The 21804-nt window shown below is 70.0% G+C and carries 21 protein-coding genes; 11 read left to right on the forward strand and 10 right to left on the reverse strand.

The window, feature by feature from the left end:
• Positions 1–83: 83 nt before the first annotated feature.
• Both hisI and DJ017_RS00195 read left to right on the forward strand, forming a co-directional pair.
• The gene (gene hisI, locus DJ017_RS00190; protein WP_226999960.1) at positions 84–476 is read left to right on the forward strand and encodes a phosphoribosyl-AMP cyclohydrolase; all 393 of its coding nucleotides are present in this window, start codon (positions 84–86) and stop codon (positions 474–476) included.
• Entirely contained in the window at positions 473–1099 is a 627-nt protein-coding gene (locus DJ017_RS00195; RefSeq protein WP_111526814.1) for a LysE family translocator, read from the forward strand. Before hisI ends, DJ017_RS00195 begins: the two co-directional genes overlap by 4 nt.
• Here the strand turns inward: DJ017_RS00195 and DJ017_RS00200 are convergent.
• A complete protein-coding gene (locus DJ017_RS00200; RefSeq protein ID WP_111526815.1) occupies positions 1096–2763 on the reverse strand; it encodes an alkaline phosphatase D family protein in 1668 nt (555 codons plus the stop codon). The two genes, DJ017_RS00195 and DJ017_RS00200, sit on opposite strands and share 4 nt — an antisense overlap.
• Before the next feature lie 62 nt (positions 2764–2825).
• Between DJ017_RS00200 and DJ017_RS00205 the strand changes: the two genes are divergently transcribed.
• A complete protein-coding gene (locus tag DJ017_RS00205) occupies positions 2826–3143 on the forward strand; it encodes a ferritin family protein (protein ID WP_111526816.1) in 318 nt (105 codons plus the stop codon).
• Positions 3133–4155 (forward strand): RluA family pseudouridine synthase, encoded by a 1023-nt coding sequence (locus DJ017_RS00210; RefSeq protein ID WP_111526817.1) that lies wholly within the window; start codon positions 3133–3135, stop codon positions 4153–4155. Before DJ017_RS00205 ends, DJ017_RS00210 begins: the two co-directional genes overlap by 11 nt.
• Here the strand turns inward: DJ017_RS00210 and DJ017_RS00215 are convergent.
• Entirely contained in the window at positions 4152–4622 is a 471-nt protein-coding gene (locus DJ017_RS00215; RefSeq protein ID WP_111526818.1) for a VOC family protein, read from the reverse strand. The genes DJ017_RS00210 and DJ017_RS00215 overlap by 4 nt on opposite strands.
• Before the next feature lie 336 nt (positions 4623–4958).
• On the opposite strand from DJ017_RS00215, the gene rpoH reads away from it, so the two are divergent.
• Positions 4959–5846, forward strand: a complete 888-nt coding sequence (gene rpoH / locus DJ017_RS00220; RefSeq protein ID WP_111526819.1) for an RNA polymerase sigma factor RpoH — start codon at positions 4959–4961, stop codon at positions 5844–5846.
• Here rpoH and DJ017_RS00225 read toward each other — a convergent pair.
• The 3 genes from DJ017_RS00225 to DJ017_RS00235 all read right to left on the reverse strand — a co-directional run bounded on the left by DJ017_RS00225 (position 5843) and on the right by DJ017_RS00235 (position 8759).
• Positions 5843–6655, reverse strand: a complete 813-nt coding sequence (locus DJ017_RS00225; protein WP_226999961.1) for a response regulator — start codon at positions 6653–6655, stop codon at positions 5843–5845. The genes rpoH and DJ017_RS00225 overlap by 4 nt on opposite strands.
• Before the next feature lie 89 nt (positions 6656–6744).
• Positions 6745–8031, reverse strand: coding sequence for an adenylosuccinate synthase (locus DJ017_RS00230; RefSeq protein ID WP_111526820.1), 1287 nt, complete (start codon positions 8029–8031; stop codon positions 6745–6747).
• A 92-nt stretch (positions 8032–8123) separates the two neighbouring features.
• Complete coding sequence (locus DJ017_RS00235; protein WP_111526821.1) at positions 8124–8759, reverse strand: acyloxyacyl hydrolase; 636 nt, start codon at positions 8757–8759, stop codon at positions 8124–8126.
• Between the two features lie 94 nt (positions 8760–8853).
• On the opposite strand from DJ017_RS00235, the gene DJ017_RS00240 reads away from it, so the two are divergent.
• Both DJ017_RS00240 and DJ017_RS00245 read left to right on the forward strand, forming a co-directional pair.
• Positions 8854–9273 carry a VOC family protein gene (locus DJ017_RS00240; protein WP_111526822.1) on the forward strand — a complete coding sequence of 140 codons (420 nt, stop codon included), beginning with the start codon at positions 8854–8856 and terminating at the stop codon, positions 9271–9273.
• Positions 9270–10250 carry a threonine ammonia-lyase gene (locus tag DJ017_RS00245; protein WP_111526823.1) on the forward strand — a complete coding sequence of 327 codons (981 nt, stop codon included), beginning with the start codon at positions 9270–9272 and terminating at the stop codon, positions 10248–10250. The genes DJ017_RS00240 and DJ017_RS00245 overlap by 4 nt, the downstream gene beginning before the upstream one ends.
• Here the strand turns inward: DJ017_RS00245 and DJ017_RS00250 are convergent.
• From DJ017_RS00250 to DJ017_RS00265, 4 genes are all read right to left on the reverse strand, one after another.
• The gene (locus DJ017_RS00250) at positions 10247–11254 is read right to left on the reverse strand and encodes a glutathione S-transferase N-terminal domain-containing protein (protein ID WP_111526824.1); all 1008 of its coding nucleotides are present in this window, start codon (positions 11252–11254) and stop codon (positions 10247–10249) included. The two genes, DJ017_RS00245 and DJ017_RS00250, sit on opposite strands and share 4 nt — an antisense overlap.
• A gap of 101 nt (positions 11255–11355) precedes the next feature.
• On the reverse strand, positions 11356–14517 hold the full coding sequence (locus DJ017_RS00255) for an efflux RND transporter permease subunit (RefSeq protein WP_111526825.1): 3162 nt from the start codon (positions 14515–14517) through the stop codon (positions 11356–11358).
• On the reverse strand, positions 14514–15587 hold the full coding sequence (locus DJ017_RS00260) for an efflux RND transporter periplasmic adaptor subunit (protein ID WP_111526826.1): 1074 nt from the start codon (positions 15585–15587) through the stop codon (positions 14514–14516). Before DJ017_RS00260 ends, DJ017_RS00255 begins: the two co-directional genes overlap by 4 nt.
• 7 nt (positions 15588–15594) lie before the next feature.
• Complete coding sequence (locus tag DJ017_RS00265) at positions 15595–17013, reverse strand: efflux transporter outer membrane subunit (protein ID WP_111526827.1); 1419 nt, start codon at positions 17011–17013, stop codon at positions 15595–15597.
• Between the two features lie 302 nt (positions 17014–17315).
• On the opposite strand from DJ017_RS00265, the gene DJ017_RS00270 reads away from it, so the two are divergent.
• Genes DJ017_RS00270 through DJ017_RS00285 form a run of 4 tightly spaced genes read left to right on the forward strand, consistent with a single transcriptional unit; the run spans position 17316 to position 21199 of the window.
• The gene (locus DJ017_RS00270) at positions 17316–18968 is read left to right on the forward strand and encodes a M28 family metallopeptidase (RefSeq protein WP_111526828.1); all 1653 of its coding nucleotides are present in this window, start codon (positions 17316–17318) and stop codon (positions 18966–18968) included.
• A 17-nt stretch (positions 18969–18985) separates the two neighbouring features.
• On the forward strand, positions 18986–19786 hold the full coding sequence (locus tag DJ017_RS00275) for a DUF72 domain-containing protein (RefSeq protein ID WP_111526829.1): 801 nt from the start codon (positions 18986–18988) through the stop codon (positions 19784–19786).
• A 25-nt stretch (positions 19787–19811) separates the two neighbouring features.
• On the forward strand, positions 19812–20429 hold the full coding sequence (locus tag DJ017_RS00280; RefSeq protein ID WP_226999962.1) for a class I SAM-dependent methyltransferase: 618 nt from the start codon (positions 19812–19814) through the stop codon (positions 20427–20429).
• On the forward strand, positions 20429–21199 hold the full coding sequence (locus DJ017_RS00285) for a glycosyltransferase family 2 protein (protein ID WP_111526831.1): 771 nt from the start codon (positions 20429–20431) through the stop codon (positions 21197–21199). The genes DJ017_RS00280 and DJ017_RS00285 overlap by 1 nt, the downstream gene beginning before the upstream one ends.
• Here DJ017_RS00285 and DJ017_RS00290 read toward each other — a convergent pair.
• Positions 21196–21801 carry a histidine phosphatase family protein gene (locus tag DJ017_RS00290; protein ID WP_111526832.1) on the reverse strand — a complete coding sequence of 202 codons (606 nt, stop codon included), beginning with the start codon at positions 21799–21801 and terminating at the stop codon, positions 21196–21198. The two genes, DJ017_RS00285 and DJ017_RS00290, sit on opposite strands and share 4 nt — an antisense overlap.
• Positions 21802–21804: the final 3 nt, after the last annotated feature.

Genomic DNA, 21804 nt, shown 5'->3' on the forward strand with positions numbered 1-21804 from the left:
GCAGCCCCCTCCGTCGCTACGCGACACCTCCCCCTCGAGGGGAGGATTTGCGCGTGCGCTCGCATGGAGGCCATATGCGGCCCATGACCGGCTTCCCCACCGCGCCCGACACGCACGCCCTGGAGCACGGGGATGTGCTGGCCCCGAAGTTCGACGCCAGTGGCCTGATCGCGGCCATCGCCACCCACGCCGACACCGGCGAGGTGCTGATGTTCGCCTGGATGAACGCCGAGGCCCTGGCGAAGACGCTGGAAACCGGCGAGGCGCACTACTTCAGCCGCTCGCGCAACGAGCTGTGGCACAAGGGCGCGACCAGCGGCCAGGTGCAGAAGCTCGCGGAGATCCGCATCGACTGCGACCAGGACGCGGTCTGGATGAAGGTCCGGCCGCAGGGCGACGGCGGCGCCTGCCATACCGGCGCGCGCTCCTGCTTCTACCGCGTCATCGAAAACGGCAGGCTCGTGGAGCGCTCATGACCGTCACCGCCGCCCTGATCGCCTTCTCCGTCGCCGCAGGCCTGCTGACCATCACCCCCGGCCTCGACGTGGCGCTCGTCCTGCGCACCGCCGCCGTCGAAGGAACGAAGAAGGCCTGCCTGGCCGGCCTCGGCGTCTGCATCGGGACGCTCGGCTGGGGGGCGATCGCAGCCCTGGGGCTGGGCGCCCTGCTGGCCGCCTCGCAGCTGGCCTTCGAAATCCTCAAATGGGCGGGCGCGGCCTACCTCGTCTGGCTGGGCCTCAACCTCATCCTGAAGCCCCGCACGCGCTTCGAGCTGGACGGGGCCGCGGCGGCACCGCGCAGCGACCTTGGCTGGCTGTGGAAGGGCGCGCTCAACAACCTGCTCAATCCCAAGGCCGGGGTCTTCTACGTCTCGTTCCTGCCCCAGTTCGTGCCGGCCAACGTGCCGGCGGCGCCGTTCATGTTCGGCCTCGCCTGCATCCACGTGGCCATGGGCCTCGTCTGGTTCGCGGTGCTGATCGGCGCGACGCGGCCGATCGCCGGGGTCCTGCAGCGGGCCAGCGTCGTGCGCTGGCTCGACCGGATCACCGGCGGGGTGTTCCTCGGCTTCGGCGTCCGCCTGGCGATGGAGCGCCGCTAGGCTTCCTTCACGGCCGAGGGGCCGGACTTGCCCGGCTTCACCACGAAGGTCTTCAGCGCCGTGGCCGTGTAGCTCTTGTCGGTGATCGAGGAGACCGCGATCAGTTCGCCCTTGGCCTGGGTCTTGGTCAGGGTGAGGAGGACGAAGCCCTTGGCCTTCTGGTCGTTGAACACGACCTCCCGGTTGGCCTCGGCGAACAGCCTGCCCCAGGGCACGCTTGGCACGTCGTCCTCGGCGCCGGGGCTGGTGATGCCGGTCGTGCCGAACTCCACCGCCACGCGATGGCCGCCGGTCTCGGAGTCCCACAGTTCGTTGGCCCAGAAGGCATGGCTGTCGCCGGAGACGACGATGGCGTTGGCCTTCGCCTGGCGGAAGATCCCGTAGAGCCGCTGCCGGTCGGCGGGATAGCCGTCCCACATGTCGAGGCCCCAGGGCAGGCCATGGGCCGCGGCCTTGTCCATCCGCTCGATCGTGCCCTTGCGGCCGGGCGAGATGTCCGCCGTCGCCGCCCTGTAGGCCGCCTCGCCCATCAGCTTGCGGATCGGCGGATTGGCGACTCGCGCCATGACCACCTCGTTGCCGAGCACCTGCCAGGTGCGGCCGGACTTCACCGAGGCCGCCATGCCCTCGGCGAGCCACGCCTCCTGGGCCGGGGCCATCATCCGGCGAGCCGGGTCGGCGAGCTTGGCGCGGAAGGCGGTCAGGGCGGCGGGGTCCTCGAAGTTGGGCAGGTCGCGGTCATAGACCAGCTGCTTGTCGCGCGCGGTGAGCCGGGTCTCGAACATGAACAGGCTGGCGAGGTCGCCGAAGTCGAAGCTGCGATAGACCGCATAGCCGCCGCCCTTCGGTTCGCGGATCGGCATCCACTCGTAATAGGCCTTGATGGCGCGGGCCTTGCGGCTGTCCCAGTCGCCCTCGGTGGCTGGCTGGTGGTTCTGGGCGCCGTCCTTGAAGGAGTCGTTGGCGGTCTCGTGGTCGTCCCAGACGACGATCCAGGGCGCGCGGGCGTGCGCCGCCTGGAGCTGGGGGTCGGCCTTGTACTGGGCGTGGCGGCGCCGGTAGTCGTCGAGGCTGAGGAGCTCGTGCGGCGGGTCGTGCGGCCGCTCACCGGCAACGGCGGAAGTCATCCCGTAGGAGCCCGGCCCGCCGTACTCGTAGATGTAGTCGCCGAGGTGCAGCACCGCGTCGACCCGCGGCAGGGCGGCGATCGCGCCGTAGGCGTTGAAGTAGCCGTTCGGATAGAGGGTGCAGCTCGCCACGGCCAGGACGACGTCCTTCACCGCCCCCTTCGGCAAGGTGCGGGTGCGGCCGACCGGCGACTTCACGCCGCCGGACTCGAACTGGAAGGTGTAGGCGCGGCCGGCGTCGAGGCCCGTGACGTCCACCTTCACCGTGTAGTCCCGCTCCGGCCCGGTGACGCCCTGGCCGGACTTGGCGCCGCCGGCCCGGCGATCGACTGGATCGAGACGCCAGCGGTAGGCGACGGGCCCGCCCGCCTGTTCGGGCGTGATGCGGGTCCACAGGATCATCCGGTCCTGGAGCGGATCGCCCGAAGCCACGCCGTGGTCGAAACGCACGCTTCCCGCGTTCTGGGCCTGCGCGACGGCGGGGGCTGCGGCCCCGAAGGACAGAAGCGCCAGAGCCTTGCGGCGATCGATGTTCATGGAGCCCTCCCGCTGTGCGCGTTTCACTTAGGCCAAGCCAAGCAACAGGAGCATGACACCCGATGTCCAGCGAAGTCCTCCACGTCGCCCGCGAAAAACTCAGCCGCAAGACGCTCGAGATGCATTATGCGATCACCTCGCTGATGGAGGAGCTCGAAGCCGTGGACTGGTATCGTCAGCGCGCCGACGACACCGAAGACACCGAGCTGAAGGCCATCCTGTTGCACAACGCCCGCGAGGAGCTGGAGCACGCCGCCATGGTCCTGGAATGGATCCGCCGAAACGACGGCGAGACCGACGCCCAGCTGAAGGAATATCTCTTCAAGTCCGGCTCCATCGCCGGGCGCGAAGAGGAGGCCAGCGACAAGCATGGCCTCTGAGGCCGACCTCATCGCCGAGGAGGACGACGCTGCGGAGCCCTCCGTGGCCGGCGGCCAGACGATCCTCGTCTCCGTCACCGCCGAGACGGCGGGCGAGCGGCTGGACAAGACGCTCGCCGCCCTCGCGCCCGAGCTGTCGCGCGCCCGCATCCAGGCGCTGATCGCCGACGGCCGGGTGAGCCGCGCCGGCGCGGCCCTGGCCGACGCCTCGGCCAAGGCGGGGCCCGGCGACTATCGCATCGAGGTCCCGCCTCCCGCGCCGGCCGAGCCGCAGGCGGAGGACATCCCACTGACGGTGCTGTTCGAGGACGCCCACCTGATCGTCGTCGACAAGCCGGCGGGCATGGCCGTGCATCCGGCGCCGGGCTCGGAGCGGGGCACGCTGGTGAACGCGCTGCTGCACCACTGCGGCGACAGCCTGTCGGGCGTCGGCGGCGTCGCCCGCCCCGGCATCGTCCACCGCATCGACAAGGAGACCTCGGGCATCGTCGTCGCCGCCAAGACCGACGCCGCCCACAAGGGGCTCTCCGCCCTGTTCGCCGCCCATGACATCGAGCGCGCCTATGTGGCGCTGGTGCGCGGCGCCCCGCCGGCGCGAAGCGGCACGATCGAGGCGGCCATCGCCCGCTCCACCAACGACCGCAAGAAGATGGCCATCGTGAAGACCGGCGGGCGGCACGCCGTCACCCACTACCTGGTCGACGAGGTGTTCGGGCCCGAGGCGAAGCCGCTGGCCGCACGCCTCACCTGCCGGCTGGAGACCGGCCGCACCCACCAGATCCGCGTGCACCTGGCGTCGAAGGGCTGCCCCTGCCTGGGCGACCCCGTCTATGGCTCCGGCCCGCCGGCCGAGTCCGTGCGCCGAGCGATGGTCGAGGCCGGCCTCGGCCGCCAGGCGCTGCACGCGGCGCTGCTCGGCTTCCGGCATCCGGTGACCGGCGAGACCCTGCGCTTCGAGAGTCCCCTGCCCGCCGACATGGCGCGGCTCGCCGTCCTGCTGGCGGCGCTCTAGCCGGCCGCGGCGCGCTCGAGGGTCGGAATGTCGAGACGCTTCATCTGCATGAAGGCGGCGGCGACCTTGCCGCCGGTCTCGGGGTTGGTCATCCACTCCGGCATGCGCTTGGGCACCACCTGCCAGGAGACGCCGAAGCGGTCCTTCAGCCAGCCGCACTGGCTCTCCTCGCCGCCGCCGGCGATCAGGCCGTCCCAGTAGTGGTCCAGCTCCTTCTGGTCCTCGACCAGGATCTGGAAGGAGATCGCCTCGTCGAACTTGAACTGCGGGCCGCCGTTCAGGCCCAGGAACGAAACGCCGTCGAGCTCGAAGTCGACGGTCATTACCTGACCGGCGCGATCGCCCGGCAGGCCCTCGGGATAGCGCGACACCCCGCCGATCTTCGAATTGGGGAACAGCGAGACGTAGAGGTTCGCGGCCTCCTCGGCCTGGGTGTCGAACCAGAGGCAGTTGACGATCTTGGGCATGGTTGTCGCTCCCTTGCGTATCGAGCCAAGGACGAACCGACCGCCGGCGATCCGACAGGCCCCGGCCGGATTCCCCTGATTTCCATCAAGGCGGCGCTCGTTCGTGAAGCTTTGCTACGGTGCTTGTGAGAAAGCTTGCCTTGAAGGCGCCCATATCGGGGCTTAAAAATCCCGACTACAGCAGTCGGACTTTCGGGTCGCCCTCCCCGGTGATCTACCGCTGCCGCAACCTCGTACCTATCTAACAGGTTGGAGGGGGCGGATGGTCCTTGTGCGCGCCAAGTCGGGCTCGCGCGCGACGGCCCGAACGTCCGGGAAATGAAGAGGGGATAATCCATGGCCGCCAACGCGCTCGCCGTCATGTCGCCTGAAGGCGGCCTCAGCCGGTACCTGTCCGAAATCCGCAAGTTCCCGATGCTGGCCAAGGACGAGGAATTCATGCTCGCCAAGCGCTGGCAGGAGCATGAGGATCCCGAAGCCGCCCACCGGCTCGTCACCAGCCACCTGCGTCTCGTGGCCAAGATCGCCATGGGCTACCGCGGCTACGGCCTGCCGATCGGGGAGGTGATCTCCGAAGGCAACGTCGGCCTGATGCAGGCGGTGAAGAAGTTCGACCCGGACAAGGGCTTCCGCCTGGCCACCTACGCCATGTGGTGGATCCGCGCCTCGATCCAGGAATACATCCTGCGCTCGTGGAGCCTCGTGAAGATGGGCACCACGGCCGCGCAGAAGAAGCTGTTCTTCAACCTGCGCAAGGCCAAGAGCGAGATCTCCGCCCTGGAGGAAGGCGACCTGCACCCCGACCAGGTGCACCAGATCGCCACCAAGCTCGGCGTGCTGGACGAGGAAGTCATCTCGATGAACCGCCGGCTGGCCGGCGGCGACGCCTCGCTGAACGCGCCGCTGCGCGCCGACGGCGAGAGCGAGTGGCAGGACTGGCTCGTCGACGAGGACACCCCCAGCCAGGAGAACATCATCGCCGAGAACGAGGAGCGCTCGATCCGCATGAGCCTGCTCGAGGAGGCGATGGCCGAACTCACCGATCGTGAGCGGCACATCCTGACCGAGCGCCGCCTGAAGGACGATCCCACCACCCTGGAGGAGCTCGCCTCGGAATACGGCGTCAGCCGCGAGCGCGTGCGTCAGATCGAGGTGCGGGCCTTCGAAAAGCTGCAGAAGGCCATGCGGGCGGCCGCCACCGAGCGGAACCTGGTCTCGGCCTAAGCCGCCGCCGAGCCGCTGCCGTCCTTCGGAAGATAGGCGAGCAGCGGCGCGGCCTTCTTCGCCAGTTCGGCCTTGTCGAAGCCGCCGGCCTTCTCGACCTCGGCGAGGTAGCGGTTGAAGTCCACCGCCGTCGTGGTCAGCTTCATGTCGCCCGCCTTGACGCCGGCCTTCTGCAGGTCGGTGGCCTGGGTCTGCAGCGCGCGCAGCGCCTGGGCCGGATCCTTGTCCACCGAGGCTATCGCCGAGCGGACGATCTTCAAGGCCTGGCTGACCCGGGCCGCGTCCGGCGTCGCCGGCGCGTCCGAGCGGCGCTTGAGCGGGCCCTTGTAGTCGCCGGAATTGAACCGCCGCCGGTCGGGACCGACGTAGTCGACCGCCTCGACCCAGTCGCGCGGTCGCAGGGTGACGGCCTCCAGCCGACGCACCAGGTCCTTCACCGTGAACGGCTTGCGCAGGAACTCATGAACGCCGCAGTCGCGGGCCGCCAGGATCTTGGCCGCGGTGGCCTCGCCGCACATCATGATCACCGGCGCCTGACGGCAGGAGAGCCGGCTGCGCCGCAGCTTGCGGGTGAAGGCCACGCCGTCCATCTCGCCGGCCGACATCTCGACGAAGATGATGTCGGGCTCGACCGAGCCGGCGAGCTTCAGCGCCTTGTCGGTGGTGGGCGCGGCCCAGACCTGGCAGCGGACCATCGAGCGGATCAGCTCGCCGACCATGCGCGCGTTCGCCGTGTGCGGATCGGCGATCAGCACCCGCTGAAGCATGGGCGCCATGCGTGCGATGATCTTGGCGTCGTTGTCGAACACGAAAGGCGAGGCTCCTCGAGCCTTGCGTAGGCGTGCGTCGGTAAACAGCGAATTACGAGACGGCGGCCCGCGACGCTCGGTCCTGGAGCTCAGTCCTGGAACGGATCGCGCATCATGATGGTGTCGTCGCGCTCGGGGCTGGTGGAGAGCAGGGCCACCGGGGCGCCGATCAGCTCCTCGACCCGGCGGACGTACTTCACGGCGGCGGCCGGCAGGTCCTTCCAGGAACGGGCGCCCTGGGTGCTCTCGCTCCAGCCCTCCAGCTCTTCGTAGACCGGGGTCAGCTCGCGCTGCGCCTTGAGGCCGGCGGGCAGGTAGCCGAGCGTCCGGTCGGCGAGCCTGTAGCCGGTGCAGATCTTCAGCGTCGGCAGGCCGTCGAGGACGTCGAGCTTGGTCAGGGCGATGCCCGCGATGCCGTTCAGCGCCACCGACTGGCGGACCAGGGCCGCGTCGAACCAGCCGCAGCGGCGGGCCCGCCCCGTGACCGTGCCGAACTCGCGGCCGACCTCGCCGATACGCCGGCCGATCTCGTCGAACAGTTCGGTCGGGAACGGCCCCTCGCCCACCCGCGTGGTGTAGGCCTTGACGATGCCCAGCACATAGCCGGTCGCCTTGGCGCCGAGTCCCGAGCCGGCCGCGGCCTGACCGGCGACGGTGTTGGACGAGGTCACATAGGGATAGGTGCCGTGGTCGACGTCGAGCAGCGCGCCCTGGGCGCCCTCGAACAGGACGCGGCGGCCGGACTTGGCGGCCTCGTTCAGGGCCAGCCATGCGGGCTGGGCGAAGCGCAGGATCTTGGGCGCGATCTCCTCCAGCGCGTCCAGCAGCGAGGCGCCGTCGGCCTCGGGCAAGCCGAGCCCGCGGCGCAGCGGCGCGTGGTGGGCGAGCAGCCGGTCGATCTTGGCCTCCAGCGCCTCGCGGTCGGCGAGGTCGGCGACGCGGATCGCCCGGCGGCCGACCTTGTCCTCGTAGGCCGGACCGATGCCGCGGCCGGTGGTGCCGATCTTGTTGGTGGCGGCGGCCTCGCGGGCCTGGTCGAGGTCCTTGTGCAGCGGCAGGATCAGGCAGGCGTTGTCGGCCAGCACCAGCAGGTCCGGGGTGATCGCCACGCCCTGGTCGCCGATCTTGGCGATCTCCTCGAGGAGGTGCCACGGGTCGACGACGACGCCGTTGCCGATCACCGACAGCTTGCCCTGGACGACGCCGGAAGGCAGCAGGGACAACTTGTAGACCTTGCCGTCGACCACGAGGGTGTGGCCCGCGTTGTGGCCGCCCTGGAAGCGCACGACCACGTCGGCGCGGTTGGACAGCCAGTCCACCAGCTTGCCCTTGCCCTCGTCGCCCCACTGGGCGCCGATCACGGTGACGTTGGCCATGGATACGACCCTCCAACCCGCCCGGTTGGAACCCCACGCCCTTCGACAGGTGCTCGGCGGGAGGCCTTGAGATCGGTTTTAGGCGGCGGCCGTCAACGGCCGCGTGCGCCGAGGGCGTAAATCACCCGAAGCCCGGCGTCGTCAAGCCCCTGGTTCTTGCCGTGGTGGAACACCTGACCGTTGGAGATGTGCACCCAGGAGAGCTCGGCGCTCCACGGACCGCCGAGCTTCATGCCGAGGTTGAGCTCCGGCTCGAACAGCACCTGAGAGCCGAAGTCGATGCGCGTGCGGTAGAGGTGCAGGCGGCGCTGGACCTCCTGCGGCGTCAGGCCGGGCGCATTGACCGGCGGCAGGCCCGCCTCGCCGTCGGTGTAGGCGAGGCCCAGCCCCGGTCGGAAATAGAAGCGGTCGGTCAGGCGCATCGGCCAGGAGAGGCCGGCCGCCACGAAGTTCGAGGTGTTGTTGGTGTTCAGCGAGAGGAGGGCGTGCGCCTGGGGCGCGCCGATCACGTGTAGCGCCTCGATGCGATCCGAGCGGACACCGAGCTCGATGTCGGCCCCGCCCTCGCGGTTGGCGGAGCCGGAGCCCACCACCTTGCCGATGAAGCTGACGTCGTGCCCGTAGGCGCCGAGGATCAACTCGGCGGCGCCGGCCGGCCGGCCCAGGCCGACGGTCCCGAGCGCAACAATCCCGAGCGCCGCAAGGGCGCCTCCCAGCCTGCCGAACATGAATCGCCCTCCGACCCGCGGCCAAGCTTAGCGTGACCCGCGTTCTGCGGAAGGGCCTCGCGCGCCGCGGAGGGTCGATCTATGACGCAGGGTCATGGACATCCCGCGCTTCCATCTCGCCTTCCCCGTCCGCGACCTCGCCGAGGCGCGCGCCTTCTACGGCGGCCTGCTCGGCTGTCCGGAGGGGCGTTCCAGCGACGAGTGGGTCGACTTCGATTTCCGCGGCCACCAGATCGTCGCGCACCTGTCGCCCGAGGAGGCGGGGCACAGGGCGACCAACCCCGTCGATGGCGAGGACGTGCCGGTCCGCCACTTCGGGGTGATCATGACCCTGCCCGAGTGGGAGGCCCTGGCCGAACGGCTGAAGGCGGCCGGCGTCGAGTTCGTCATCGAGCCGCAGATCCGCTTCAAGGGTCAGCCCGGCGAGCAGGCGACCATGTTCTTCCTCGATCCGTCGGGCAATGCGCTCGAGTTCAAGGCGTTCGCCGACGACGCGATGGTGTTCGCGAAATGAGCGTCAGCTTCGCCGACATCGAGGCGGCCGCGACCCGGCTCGCCGGCCATGCCGTCGTCACCCCGCTGATCGAGAGCCCCGCGCTGAACGAGCGGATCAGCGCGCGGGTGCTGATCAAGCCCGAGACGCTGCAGCGGATCGGCGCCTTCAAGTTCCGGGGCGCGTACAACCGGCTGGTCCAGCTCTCGGCCGACGAGCGTCAGCGCGGCGTCGTCGCGTTCTCGTCCGGCAACCACGCCCAGGGCGTCGCCCTGGCGGCGCGCATGCTGGGCATGCCGGCCCTGATCGTCATGCCGTCCGACGCGCCGGCGATCAAGGTCGCCGCCACCAAGGGCTATGGGGCGCAGGTGCGCCTCTACGACCGCCTGACGGAGAGCCGCGAAGCGATCGCCGCCGAGATCGCGCGGGAGCGCGGCGCGGTGCTCGTGCCCGCCTTCGACGATCCGCACATCGTCGCCGGCCAGGGCACGGTGGGCCTGGAGATGATCCGCCAGGCCAAGGGCCTGGGCGCCGGGCTCGACGTGGCGCTGGCGCCGGTGAGCGGCGGCGGGCTGCTGGCCGGGATCTGCCTGGCCATGAAGGCCCTGTCCCCGGCGACGTCCATCTGGGGCGTCGAGCCGGCCGGCTTCGAGGACCTGCGCCTGTCGCTGGAGGCGGGCGAGCGGGTGAGCGTGAAGGTCCCCGGCCGCTGCCTGTGCGACGCCCTCGAAAGCCCGGCGCCCGGCGAGATCACCTTCCCGATCCTCAAGCAGAGCCTCGCCGGCGCGGCCGCCGTCACCGACGCCGAGGTCGCCGAGGCGATGCGCTATGCCTTCACCACCCTCAAGCTGGTGGTCGAGCCGGGCGGCTCGGTTGGACTGGCCGCTCTGCTGGCCGGCAAGATCAAGCCGCCGGCCGGTTCGACGGTCGGCCTGGTGCTCTCGGGCGGCAACGTCGACCCGGACCTCTTCGCCCGGATCGTCAAGGGCGAGCTCTAGCCGCCTGCCAGCGCCGCGCGCAGGCCGGCGTCCTCCAGCAACGGATCGAGGCTCTTGCGCGCGGCTGCGGACAGCCCGGCATAGGCGGCGCGCAGCTCGGCCAGGCACTTCACCTGGTAGCGGAAGGTCCCCTGGCTGTAGGGCTGGCCCCAAAGCTCCACGGTGAAGGTCTCCTCGCCTGCCTGGGCCGCCGCGGCGTTGGCCAGCAGGAACGGCAGGTAGATCTCGCCCGCCATCTTGAGGAGTCCGATGACCGCCGCACTCGGATCGGCCGGCGGATCGCGCCAGCGGCCGTCGACCCCGCTGGCGTCGTCGAGGTTCGCCAGCCACCGCATCAGGAACGGCGCGCGCTCGGCCATGACTTCGTGCGGCGTCGGATCGCTGGCGAGCTGGGAGAGCTGGCCGTACCAGCCGAAGTCGGCCACGGAGGGCCGCGAGCCGAACAGGTAACCCTCGTCGGTCGCCATGGGATCGAGGAGGTCGAAGACCTTCTTGGCCGTCGCCTCGATCAGCGGGGCGTTGGCCGGGGTGCAGCCGACCAGCGCCATGCGCCCGACCTGACGCTCGCGGAAGGCCTCGCCGGCCTGTTCGATGGCCTGCCGGCCCGCGCCGGCCAGACGGTCGAAGGCGAGCCAGCGGCCGAGCATCAGCTGGTCGCGTTCGCGGAACCAGCGGTAGTGGAACATGGCCTTGGTCCCCCACTCGTCGGCCATGTCCTCCAGGAGCCAGGCGAGGAAGGCCTGGGCCTCGTCCTCCGGCACGACGGTGCGCTCCCCGGGTAGGCGCCTTTCCAGCTCGCGAATCAGCGGGGTGGAGTCGTTCATCACCGTACCGTCCGGAAACTCCAGGACGGGGATCACGGGGGCCTTCAGCTGCGAGAACAGCCGGCCCATGACGTCGGGACCGTTGCCGGCCAGCCAGATGTGCGGGATCCGTCGATAGCGGAGCACCGCCCGCATCTTGAGCGAATACGGCGAGCCGAGCCCACCATAGAGCCTGTACATGAGCGCCTCCCTGGCGAGGCAGCGTGGCGCCGCCAAGAGCCGCTGTCATCCAGGGCCGAGGCGTCCATGCCCTACGGCTATGGACACCCCCTCGGCGGGCGCTAGAGCCGGTCTTCCGGAGCCGCCTGGACCGGCGCCTCCGGCGGGGTGATCAGGCGCCCGAGCTTGGGCCGCAGCCACTGCTCGAAGTCGTCGACGAACTCGTAGACCACCGGCACCAGCACCAGCGACAGGAGAGTCGAGGTGATCAGGCCGCCGATCACCGCCACGGCCATGGGCTGGCGGAACTCCGCGCCCTTCTCGAGCGCGAAGGCCGTGGGCAGCATGCCGGCGGCCATGGCCAGGGTGGTCATGACGATCGGCCGGGCGCGCTCGCGGCAGGCCTCCAGCAGGGCCTCGCGCTGGGAAAGGCCGGCGCGCTCGCCCTCGATGGCGTACTCGACGAGCAGGATCGAGTTCTTGGCGGCGAGGCCCAGGAGCATCAGGAAACCGATCAGCGAAGGCACCGACAGCGACAGGTGGAAGAGCAGCAGCCCTAGGAAGGCGCCGCCCACCGCCAGCGGCAGGGCCGAGAGGATCACCGCCGGCTTGAAGAACGAGCGGAACAGCAGCACCAGCACGCCGAAGATCATCGAGACGCCGGCGAAGATGGCGAGGCCGAACGAGGAGAAGAGCTCGCGCATCGCCTCCTGCTGGCCAACGTCGGCGCCGCTGACCCCCGCCGGCAGGTGCTTCATGATCGGCAGCTTCTGGATGGCCTGGGTGGCCTGACCGAGGGTCGAGCCGTTGAGCTCGGCCTCGACGGTGAGCTGGCGCTTGCGGTTGAGGCGGTTGATCTGAGCCGCGCCGGCCTGGAAGGTCACGTCGGCCACCTCGTCGAGGCGCGTGGTCCCGCCGCTGGCGGTCGGCACCCGCAGGGCGCCGATCTGGGCAAGGTCGGCGCGCGCGCCCTCGGGCAGGCGCACCCGGATCGGAATCCGGCGCTCGCCCTGATCCATCTTCGGCACGTTGGCGTCGACGTCGCCGACCGTCGCCACGCGGGCGATGGAGGCGATGGAGTCGGCCGACACGCCCAGGCGGGCGGCTTCGGCGGGCTTGGGCCGGATCACCACTTCGGGCCCTGACGGCGGCACGGCCGGCCGCGGGTTGGAGAGGATCGGGATGGTGCGCATCTCGCGCTGCAGCTCGAGCGAGGCGCGCTGAAGGGCCTCGGGGCTGTCGCTCGCCAGGATCTGCTGGACGCCGGCCTGACCCTGGAAGTCGAGGAAGTCGACGCGGGCGTCGGGGATCTGGCGCAGGGCCGTGCGGTACTTGGCGCGGATCTTGTCGCCGCTCGGCCGCCCGCTGGTCTTGAGCAGGATGGTGGCCGTGCCCTTGCGCAGGTCGCTGCCGCCGCCGCCCGACCCCGGGCCGAAGCCCTGGCCGGAGGTGGAGCCTACCTGGACGAAGATGCCCGTGATGTCCGGATCGCCGGCGAAGACGCCGTCGATGCGCTCGGCGACCCGCTGCATGTCGGACGCGGTCGCGCCGGGCGGGCCCTGGATATTCACATAGAGGTAGTCCGGGTCGCCGGCCGGCTGGAAGCCGGTGGGCAGCAGCGGCACCAGCATCAGCGAGGCGACGAACAGTACGCCGCCGAGGATCGCGGCCACGATGCGGTGGTCGAGCGCCCACTCGAGGGCGTTGCGATAGAAGCCCTGGAACGGCTTGCGCTCGTGCGGCCGCACGGTCGGCTTCATCAGGTAGGCGGCCATCAGCGGCGTCAGCAGGCGCGCCACCAGCAGCGAGAACAGCACCGCCACCGAGACGGTCAGGCCGAACTCGCGGAAGAACTGGCCGGCCATGCCCTTCATGAAGCTGACCGGGGTGAACACCACGACGATGGCCATGGTGGTCGCCACCACCGCGAGGCCGATGGCGTCGGCGCCTTCCATGGCCGCCTGGAACGGCCGCACGCCGGTGGCGACGCGCTTCTCGATGTTCTCGATCTCGACGATGGCGTCGTCGACGAGGATGCCGATGACCAGCGTCAGGGCCAGCAGGGTGACGACGTTCAGCGAGAAGCCGAACATGTTCATCACGAAGAAGGTCGGGATCAGCGACACCGGCATGGCCAGGGCCGCGATCATCGTCGCCCGCCAGTCGCGCAGGAACAGGAAGACCACCAGGGCCGCCAGCACCATGCCCTCGGTCAGGACGTGCAGGGTCGCGCGGTAGCTGGCGCGGGTCTCGTCCACCGAGGAGAAGATCTTGGCGAAGGACAGGCCCTGGCCCGGCTGGGCGATGGGCGTGAACTTCACGTTCGGATTGGCCTTGGCCAGCTTGTCCAGCGCCGCCTTGACGGAGTCCTCGACGGAGACGTCGCTGGCGTCCTTGGTCTTGGAGACGGTGAAGCCCACGACCGGCCGGCCGTTCAGCCGGGCGAAGCCGCGCGCCTCGCTGGAGCCGTCGCCCACGTCGGCGACGTCGGTCAGCTTCACGTAGCGATTTGCGCCGAGCGGGATCGACAGCTCGCGCAGCGCCTCGAGCGTCTTCACCGAGCCCAGGACGCGCAGGGTCTGCTCCTGGCCGCCGACCTGAAGGCGCCCGCCGGGCGCGTCGAGTGAGACGGAGCGCAGGGCGTTGTTGACCTGCGGCGCGGTGAGGCCGCGGGCGGCCATGCGCTCGGGGTCGAGGATGACGTTGATCTCGCGGGTGACGCCGCCGACCCGCCCGACCCCGGCCACGCCCTTCAGCGACTGCAGGGTGCGCGCGACGGTGTCGTCGACGTACCAGGAGAGATCCTGGACGTTCATCGACGGCGCGGCCACGGCGTAGGTGAGGATCGGGCGATCCTCCATCTCCACCCGCTGGACGGTCGGCTCGTCGATGTCACGGGGCAGCTGGGCGCGCACCTGGTCCATGCGCGAGCGGACCTCGTCGGTCTTCTTCTGCAGGTCCTCGCCCAGCTCGAACTCGATCGAGGTTGTGGAGACGCCCTGGGTGACGACCGAATAGATGTTCCGCGCGTTGGCGATCCCGGCCATGGCGTCCTCCACCGGCCGGGTGATCTGGGTCTCCATCTGGTCCGGCGCGGCGCCGTTTTCCGTCACGGTGACCGCCACGACGGGGAAGTTCACGTTCGGGAACTGCTTGATCGGCAGGCCGGTGTAGGAGACCAGCCCGGCCAGCACGATGGCGATGAACAGCACCGCTACCGGGACCGGGTTCTGGATCGCCCAGGCGGAGATCCTCACCCGCGGCTGGTGGATGGGATCGCTCATTTGCGCGGACCCGCGGCGGCCGGCGCCGCAAGGGCCTGAGCGCCCTCGACCGGCTTCACCGTATCGCCCTCCAGCAACAGGGTGCCCGCAGCGCGCACGATGCGCGTGCCCACCGGCGGCCCTTTCATGAGCTGCACCCAGCCGCCGCCGCGCTGGCCCGTCTGGACCGCCACGCGCTTCAGCTTGTTGTCGTCGCCGACCACCATGACGCTGGCGCCGTCGGCGTCGTAGCTGACGGCGGTGTCCGGCACGGCGGGCGCCGTCCCGGTGGCGTCGTTGAACACGGCGCGGGCGAAGCCGCCGGAGCGGATGTCCGGCCGCACGGGCAGGCGCACGCGCACGAAGCCGAGCTTGGTCTGCGGATCCACCTGCGGGCTGATCAGGCGCACCTGGCCATTGACCACCGCGCCGCTCGGGAGGCTGACCTGGGCCGCCTGGCCGGGGCGGATCTTGGCGAGATCGTCCTCGGAGAGCTGAGCCTGGAGCTCGATCTCGCCATCGCGGGCGAGACGGAACCAGGGCGTGGCGCCGCCGGCCGACAGGTCGCCCGGGCGCACGGTCTTCTCGAGGATCAGACCCGACACCGGCGCCGTGACGTTCATCTTGGCGTAGCGGGTCTTCAGGTCGCGCAGCTGGGCGGCGGTGACGCGCGCCTGGATGCGGCGCTGCTCGATCTGCTCCTGCGAGAGCACACCCTGATTGTCCAGGCCCTTCACGCGGTTGGCCTGGTCCTGCGCCTGCTCGTACTGCGCCTGGGCCTGGGCGATCTGGGCCTCGATGAGGGTCGGATCGAGGCGCACCAGCACCTGGCCCTTCTTCACGAACTGGCCGACGTCGGCGAGCACGCTGGCCACGCGGTAGCCGGTGACCTCGGGCAGGACGGCGGCCTCCTCGCGGGGCGTCAGGTCGCCGCTCGCGGCCAGGGCGCCCTGGATCGCATGCGGCTCGACGCGCACGACGCTGACGGCGCGCGACTGCTCGGCGGGCGCGGCCTTGGCGGGCTGCGGCTTCTTGCAGCCGGCCAGCGCCAGGGCGGCGGCGAGGGAGACGAGGAGGATGCGGCGGCTCATGGGTGGTTCACTTCGTTTGCGTCGCATAGCGCTCGGCCGGCCATCCGCCGCCGAGCGCCTTGAAGGTGGTCACGCTCTGCCGCAGGCCCTGCACCTGGGCGGTGGTCAGCTGGGCGCGAGTGGCCCGCCAGGACTGCTCGGCCGAAAGGGCGGTCTGCAGGTCGGTGAGCCCGAGCGAATAGCCCTTGCGGGCGGCCTCGTAGGCGCGGGCGGCGCGGCGCTCGCCCTCGACCAGCACGGTGACCCGCCGCTCGTCTGCGTCGAGACGGACGAGCGCGTTCTCGGCCTCGCCGAAGGCGGTCTGCACGGCCTTCTCGTAGGCCAGCACGGCCTGTTCGGTGCGGGCGTTCTGGGCCTTGAGGTCGGCCAGCAGCCGCGGGATCGACAGGATCGGCTGGCTCACGCTGCCGCCGATCGTCCAGCTGTCGGTCGTGGAGCGGTATCCCGGCTGCACCACCTTCGACCAGCCGACGCCGGGCGTCAGGGTGAAGGTCGGGAAGAAGGAGAGGTCGGCCAACAGCAGACGGCCCGACGCCGACTGCACCCGCGCCTGGGCTTCGCGCACATCGGGGCGGCGGGCGAGGAGCTCGCTCGGCACGCTGGCCGGGACCGGCGGCATGCGGCCGACGTTCGGCGGGACGTTGACGCTGGCGGTGGGCTCGATCGGCCGGCCGGCCAGGATCAGCAGGGTGCGGCGCTGGGCCTGGAGCTCGGCGGCGAGGGCCTCGGCCTGGGCGCGCGACTGGGCGAGGTCGCCGGCTACGCGGTCCGCGTCCGATCCCGCAGTGAGCCCGACCTGCGCCTTCTTGGAGGCGATGCGGTAGAGCTCCTCCTCGATCCGCACCGTCTCGCGGGCGTCGGCGAGCTGGATGGCGAGGCCGCGCGCCTGGAAGTAGGCGTCGGCGACCTGGGCCGCGAGGCTGGCCCGCGTCCCTTCGTAGGAGAAGCGGGCGGCGGCCACGTCGCCCTTGGCGGCGCGGTTCACCGCGAAGATCCGGCCGAAGAGATCGACTTCCCAGCTCACGTTGAGGTTGGCCGCGTAGTTCTCGCTCGTGCCGCTGGTCGAGAAACCGGGAATGTTGATCGCCGTCCCGGAGAGCTGCTCCGTGTGGGTGCGCTTGGCCGAGCCGGCGGCGTCGCCTTGGGGCAGGAAGCGGGTGAGGCCGCTGGTCGCCGTGGCCCGCGCCTCGGCGAGCCTGGCGGCGGCGGTCTTGGCGTCGGGATTGGCGGCGAGCGCGCTGTCGACCAGGCCGTTCAACTGGTCGTCGCCGAACACCGTCCACCAGCGGTCAAGGGCGATCGGCGCGCTGGCGGCCGCCTGCGGAGCTTCGAAGGTGGCGGGCAGGCGCACGTCGGGCTTGCGCGCCGAGGCGCAGCCGGCGAGCGCAAGGCTCGCGATCAGGACTGCCGAGCGGTGCATACGCATGGATTGGCTAGGCTGGGAGCCCCCGTTCGTCACTAGTCGCCGCCGACGCTCCGTCCGGATGCGCCGCCATTCGAAGGAGCGGTCCGGACCCGGCGCACGCCGACGGCGCGGCCTAGGAGCACGCGAATGCTGCGATCAGATTGCCGCGCCGATATAAACCAAAGAGCCGCACCACCTACCCGAATTCGGTGAACAAAACCTGTGACGGCAAGGCCGAGCGGCGTTCTGCACAAACCGCATTTCACTTTTGGCTGTCACACTCTAGGGTCCGGCGCACTTTTCCACCCCTGACTGAGCGCCGAATGAAAAAGCTTGTCCTGTTCGCGGCCGCCGCCGCGCTGATTTCCGGCTCCGCCCTGGCCGCCCCGGCATCGATCGACCCCAAGGCGATGGCCCAGGACATCAAGGTGCTGTCGTCCGACGCCTTCGAGGGCCGCGGTCCGGCGACGCCCGGCGAGGCCAAGGCGATCGCCTACATCGCCCAGCAGTACAAGGCCATCGGGCTGCAGCCGGCCGGCGACAAGACCAAGTCCGGCCGCTCCTGGTACCAGAACGTGCCGCTGGCCGAGTTCGAGACCGAGGGTCCGGTGCAGGTGACGGTGAAGGCCGGCCCCGAGACGCTGAGCTGGAAGCAGGGCGAAGAGGTGGCGCTGCGCGCCGCCCAGACCGGCCAGGCGCACATCTCGATCAAGGACGCGCCGGTGGTGTTCGTCGGCTATGGCGTGAAGGCGCCGGAGCGCAACTGGGACGACTACAAGGGCGTCGACCTGCACGGAAAGATCGCCCTGGTCCTGGTCAACGACCCCGACTTCGAGACGGGCGAAGGCGACTTCGGCGGCAAGGCGATGACCTACTACGGCCGCTGGACCTACAAGTACGAGGAGGCCGCGCGCCAGGGCGCCCTCGGCATGATCGTCATCCACGAGCGGGCGCCGGCCGCCTACGGCTGGGCGACGGTCAAGAACTCCAACACCAACGCCATCTTCGACATCATCCGCAAGGACCCGGCCAAGGCCCACGTGCCGCTCGAGGGCTGGATCCAGCGCGACCAGACGGTGCAACTGTTCAAGGCGGCCGGCCTCGATTTCGACGGTCTGAAGAAGGCCGCCCAGACCCGCGACTTCCGCCCGGTGACGCTGAACGGCGTCACCTGGTCCACCGACATGGGCGTCAAGGCCCAGAAGGTCGTCTCGCACAACGTGGTCGGCGTGCTGCCCGGCAAGACCCATCCCAACGAGCGGGTGATCTACACCGCTCACTGGGATCACCTCGGCGTCGGGCTGCCGGACGCCAAGGGCGACAAGATCTACAACGGCGCGGTGGATAACGCCTCGGGCACGGCGGCGCTGATCGAAATGGCGCGGCTCTACGCCAAGGCGCCGCGGGCCGACCGCTCGGTGGTGTTTCTTTCGGTGACCGCCGAGGAGAAGGGCCTGCTCGGCTCGGAATACTACGCCGCCAACCCGCTCTATCCGCTGGCCACGACGGTCGCCGACATCAACATGGACGGCATGAACGTCCTCGGCCGGACCAAGGACGTGACCTCCTCAGGCAATGCGCCGCTGACCCTGCAGGACGACCTGATCGCCGTCGCCAAGTCGCATGGTATGTCGTTCTCGAGCGACCCTAACCCCGAGGCCGGCTCCTTCTACCGCTCGGACCACTTCTCCTTCGCCAAGCGCGGCGTGCCGGCCATGTCGATCGGCGCGGGCGAGGACATGGCGAAGGGCGGCCGGGAAGCTGGCAAGGCCGCGGCCGACGCCTACATCAAGGACAAGTACCACCAGCCGGCCGACGAGTACGATCCCAACTGGGACCTCTCCGGCATGGTCCAGGAGATGCAGGTCCTCTACGATCTGGGCCACCGGCTCGCGACCACGCGCGAGTGGCCGGAGTGGAAGGCCGGCGCCGAGTTCAAGGCCGAGCGCGACAAGACCAGGTCGCTGCGGAAATAGCAGGGGAACGTGATCCGATGGCGGGGGCGGGACGCATCCGGGCGGGCATGGGAGGCTGGACCTTCGAGCCCTGGCGCGGGGTCTTCTATCCGGACGGCCTGAAGCAGGCGGCGGAGCTGGAGTATGCGTCCCGGCACGTCACCGCCATCGAGATCAACGGCACCTACTATTCGACCTTCAAGCCCGACAGCTGGGCCAAGTGGCGCGAGGCGACGCCGGAGGGCTTCAAGTTCTCGGTCAAGGCGTCGCGCTTCTGCACCAATCGCCGGGTGCTCGCCGACATGGGCGAGTCCATGGACAAGTTCCTGAACCAGGGGATCGCCGAGCTCGGCGACCGGCTGGGGCCGATCCTGTGGCAGTTCATGGGGACGAAGAAGTTCGATCCGGACGACTTCGAGGGCTTCCTGAAGCTGCTGCCCGACAAGGTCGGCGGACTTCCGCTCGTCCATGTGGTCGAGCCGCGGCACGACAGCTTCGCGACGCCCGAGTTCATCGCCCTTTGCCGCAAGCACGGGGTGACCATCTGCCTGGCGGCGCACGAAACCTATCCGGAGATCGCCGACGTCACCGGTCCGATCGTTTACGCCCGTCTGCAGACGGGTTCGGACGATGTGCCCACCGCCTATCCGTCCGAAACACTGGACCTGTGGGCCGAACGATTCAAAGCCTATGCTGCGGGCGGCCGTCCGGCCGACCTGCCGGCGATCGCGCCCGAAGAAGCGGCGAAGACGCCGCGCGACGTCTACGCCTTCGTCATCCACGAGGGGAAGATCCGCGCGCCGGCTGCGGCCATGGAGCTGATCAAGCGCGTGGACTGACCGCTGGATGTTGGGGGACATCGCATTGAGCGCCGAGTACGAGTTCACCACCGACTGGTTCAGCCGGTTCGCGCCCGTCTGGAGCGCGCTGCTCAAGCAGTTTCCGCCGAGCCGGATCCTGGAGATCGGCTCCTATGAGGGCCGCTCGGCCTGCTTCATCATCGACCAGTGCGCGGCGGAGCGGGCGATCGAACTCTATTGCGTCGACACCTGGGCCGGCGGCGTCGAGCACGAGCGCGAGGCGATGAGCGCGGTGGAGGCGCGCTTCGACGCCAACGTGCGCAAGGCCTGCGAGGCGGCGGCCCACCCGGTGACGGTCCGCAAGCAGAAGGCGCTCTCGCACGAGGCCCTCGCCCGCCACCTGGCCGAGGGACGGTCCGAGGCCTTCGACCTGATCTACATCGACGGCTCGCACCAGGCGCCCGACGTGCTGACGGACGCCGTCCTCGCGTTCCGGCTGCTCAAGGTCGGGGGGATCGTGATCTTCGACGACTATCTGTGGTCGATGGAGCCCCGCGGTCAGCAGGACTTCTACAACATGCCGAAACCCGCCGTGGACGCGTTCGTGAACATCTTCCAGCGCAAGCTGCAGGTGCTCGGCGCGCCGCTCTACCAGCTCTACGCCCGCAAGGTGAGCGCCTGATGGCTCTGCCGCCGCCCTTGTCCCTGGGCTGCTACTTCCCGGACGACCAGCCGCCGCAGACCCCGGCCGATATCGGGGTGATCATGCCGACGCTCCTGAGGCCGTCCATCGTCCGAGCAGTGCGATGCGTCTTCGGCCAGCTGGGAGCGGGCCGCATCCAGCTGGTGATCGGCGCGGACGTGAACTTCCAGAACACCGGCGAGCTCTATGCCGCCCTGGCCGAGCGCCCGGCGCACATCTCGGCCGTGGTGCTCACCCTGCCGTACTCCACCTCGATCCGGCACGGCGGCGTCCATCGGGCGGTCGACGGCGGCGCGCTGCGCTCGATCCTGAGCTACGTCGCCAATAGCCGAGCGGTCGCCTACCTCGATGACGACAACCTCTGGGAACGCGACCACCTCGCCTCCCTCGCCCAGGCGATGAACGGCAAGGCCTGGGCCTACAGCCAGCGCATGCTCGTCGACGAGGAGACGGGCCGCGACGTGAGCGTCGATCGCTGGGATTCGGTGGGACTCGACAAGGGACGCTTCGCCGCCGAGGGCGGCTTCGTCGACACCAACTGCCTGCTGGTCGACAAGCTTGCCGCCGCCGACGCCTTCGGGCTCTGGTCCGAACCGGGCCTCAACCGTGCAAGCCAGAGGGCGGACCGGCGGTTCTTCCGCGCGCTCCGCGACCTGCCGCACGGGGTGGTGGACCGGCCGACGGTCCGCTACGGCATCCGTCCCACCAACATCCTCTGGAAGTACGTCCGCGGCGAGGCGAGCCTCTAGGCTCCAGCCCCGACCGGATCGGCGGGCGCGAACCGCGCGCTCAGGTGGGCCCGCTCGTTCAGCGCCACCACGTTTCGCTCGCCCGAACGGGCGCAGAGGTAGCGGTGCACGCTGGTGTAGCCCGGCTCGAAGAAGAGCCGCGGCGCCATGCCGAGCACATGGGCCGTCCAGACGTTGATCACCCCGCCGTGGCAGAAGACCGCGATCCGCTGGCCTGAGTGGGCCTCGATCATCTCCTCGAGCGCGGCCACCACCATCTTCTGGAAGCCGGCGATGTCGGCCCCGGCGCCGCCCGCCACGAAGGCCTTCCAGGCCTCGTAGTCCTCGCGCTTGAGCACTTCGAGCGGGGTGTAGGAGCCGGAATCGCGGTCGAACTCGACGATGCCCGGATGCAGGTTCACCTCGTGGCCAGCGGCCGCGGCGAACGGTTCGGCGGTCTGCACCGCGCGCGCCATGGGGCTCGAATAGACCGCATGGATCTTCTCGTCGGTCAGCCAGCGCGCCACGCGCCGGGCCTGGTCGCGGCCCTCGGCGGAGAGCGGCGGGTCGGAGGATTCGGCGCTGCGCTCGGGAAGGCCGTGGCGGATGAGCAGGAGTTCCATAGG

It is taken from the genome of Phenylobacterium soli, assembly GCF_003254475.1.
GTDB lineage: Bacteria > Pseudomonadota > Alphaproteobacteria > Caulobacterales > Caulobacteraceae > Phenylobacterium > Phenylobacterium soli.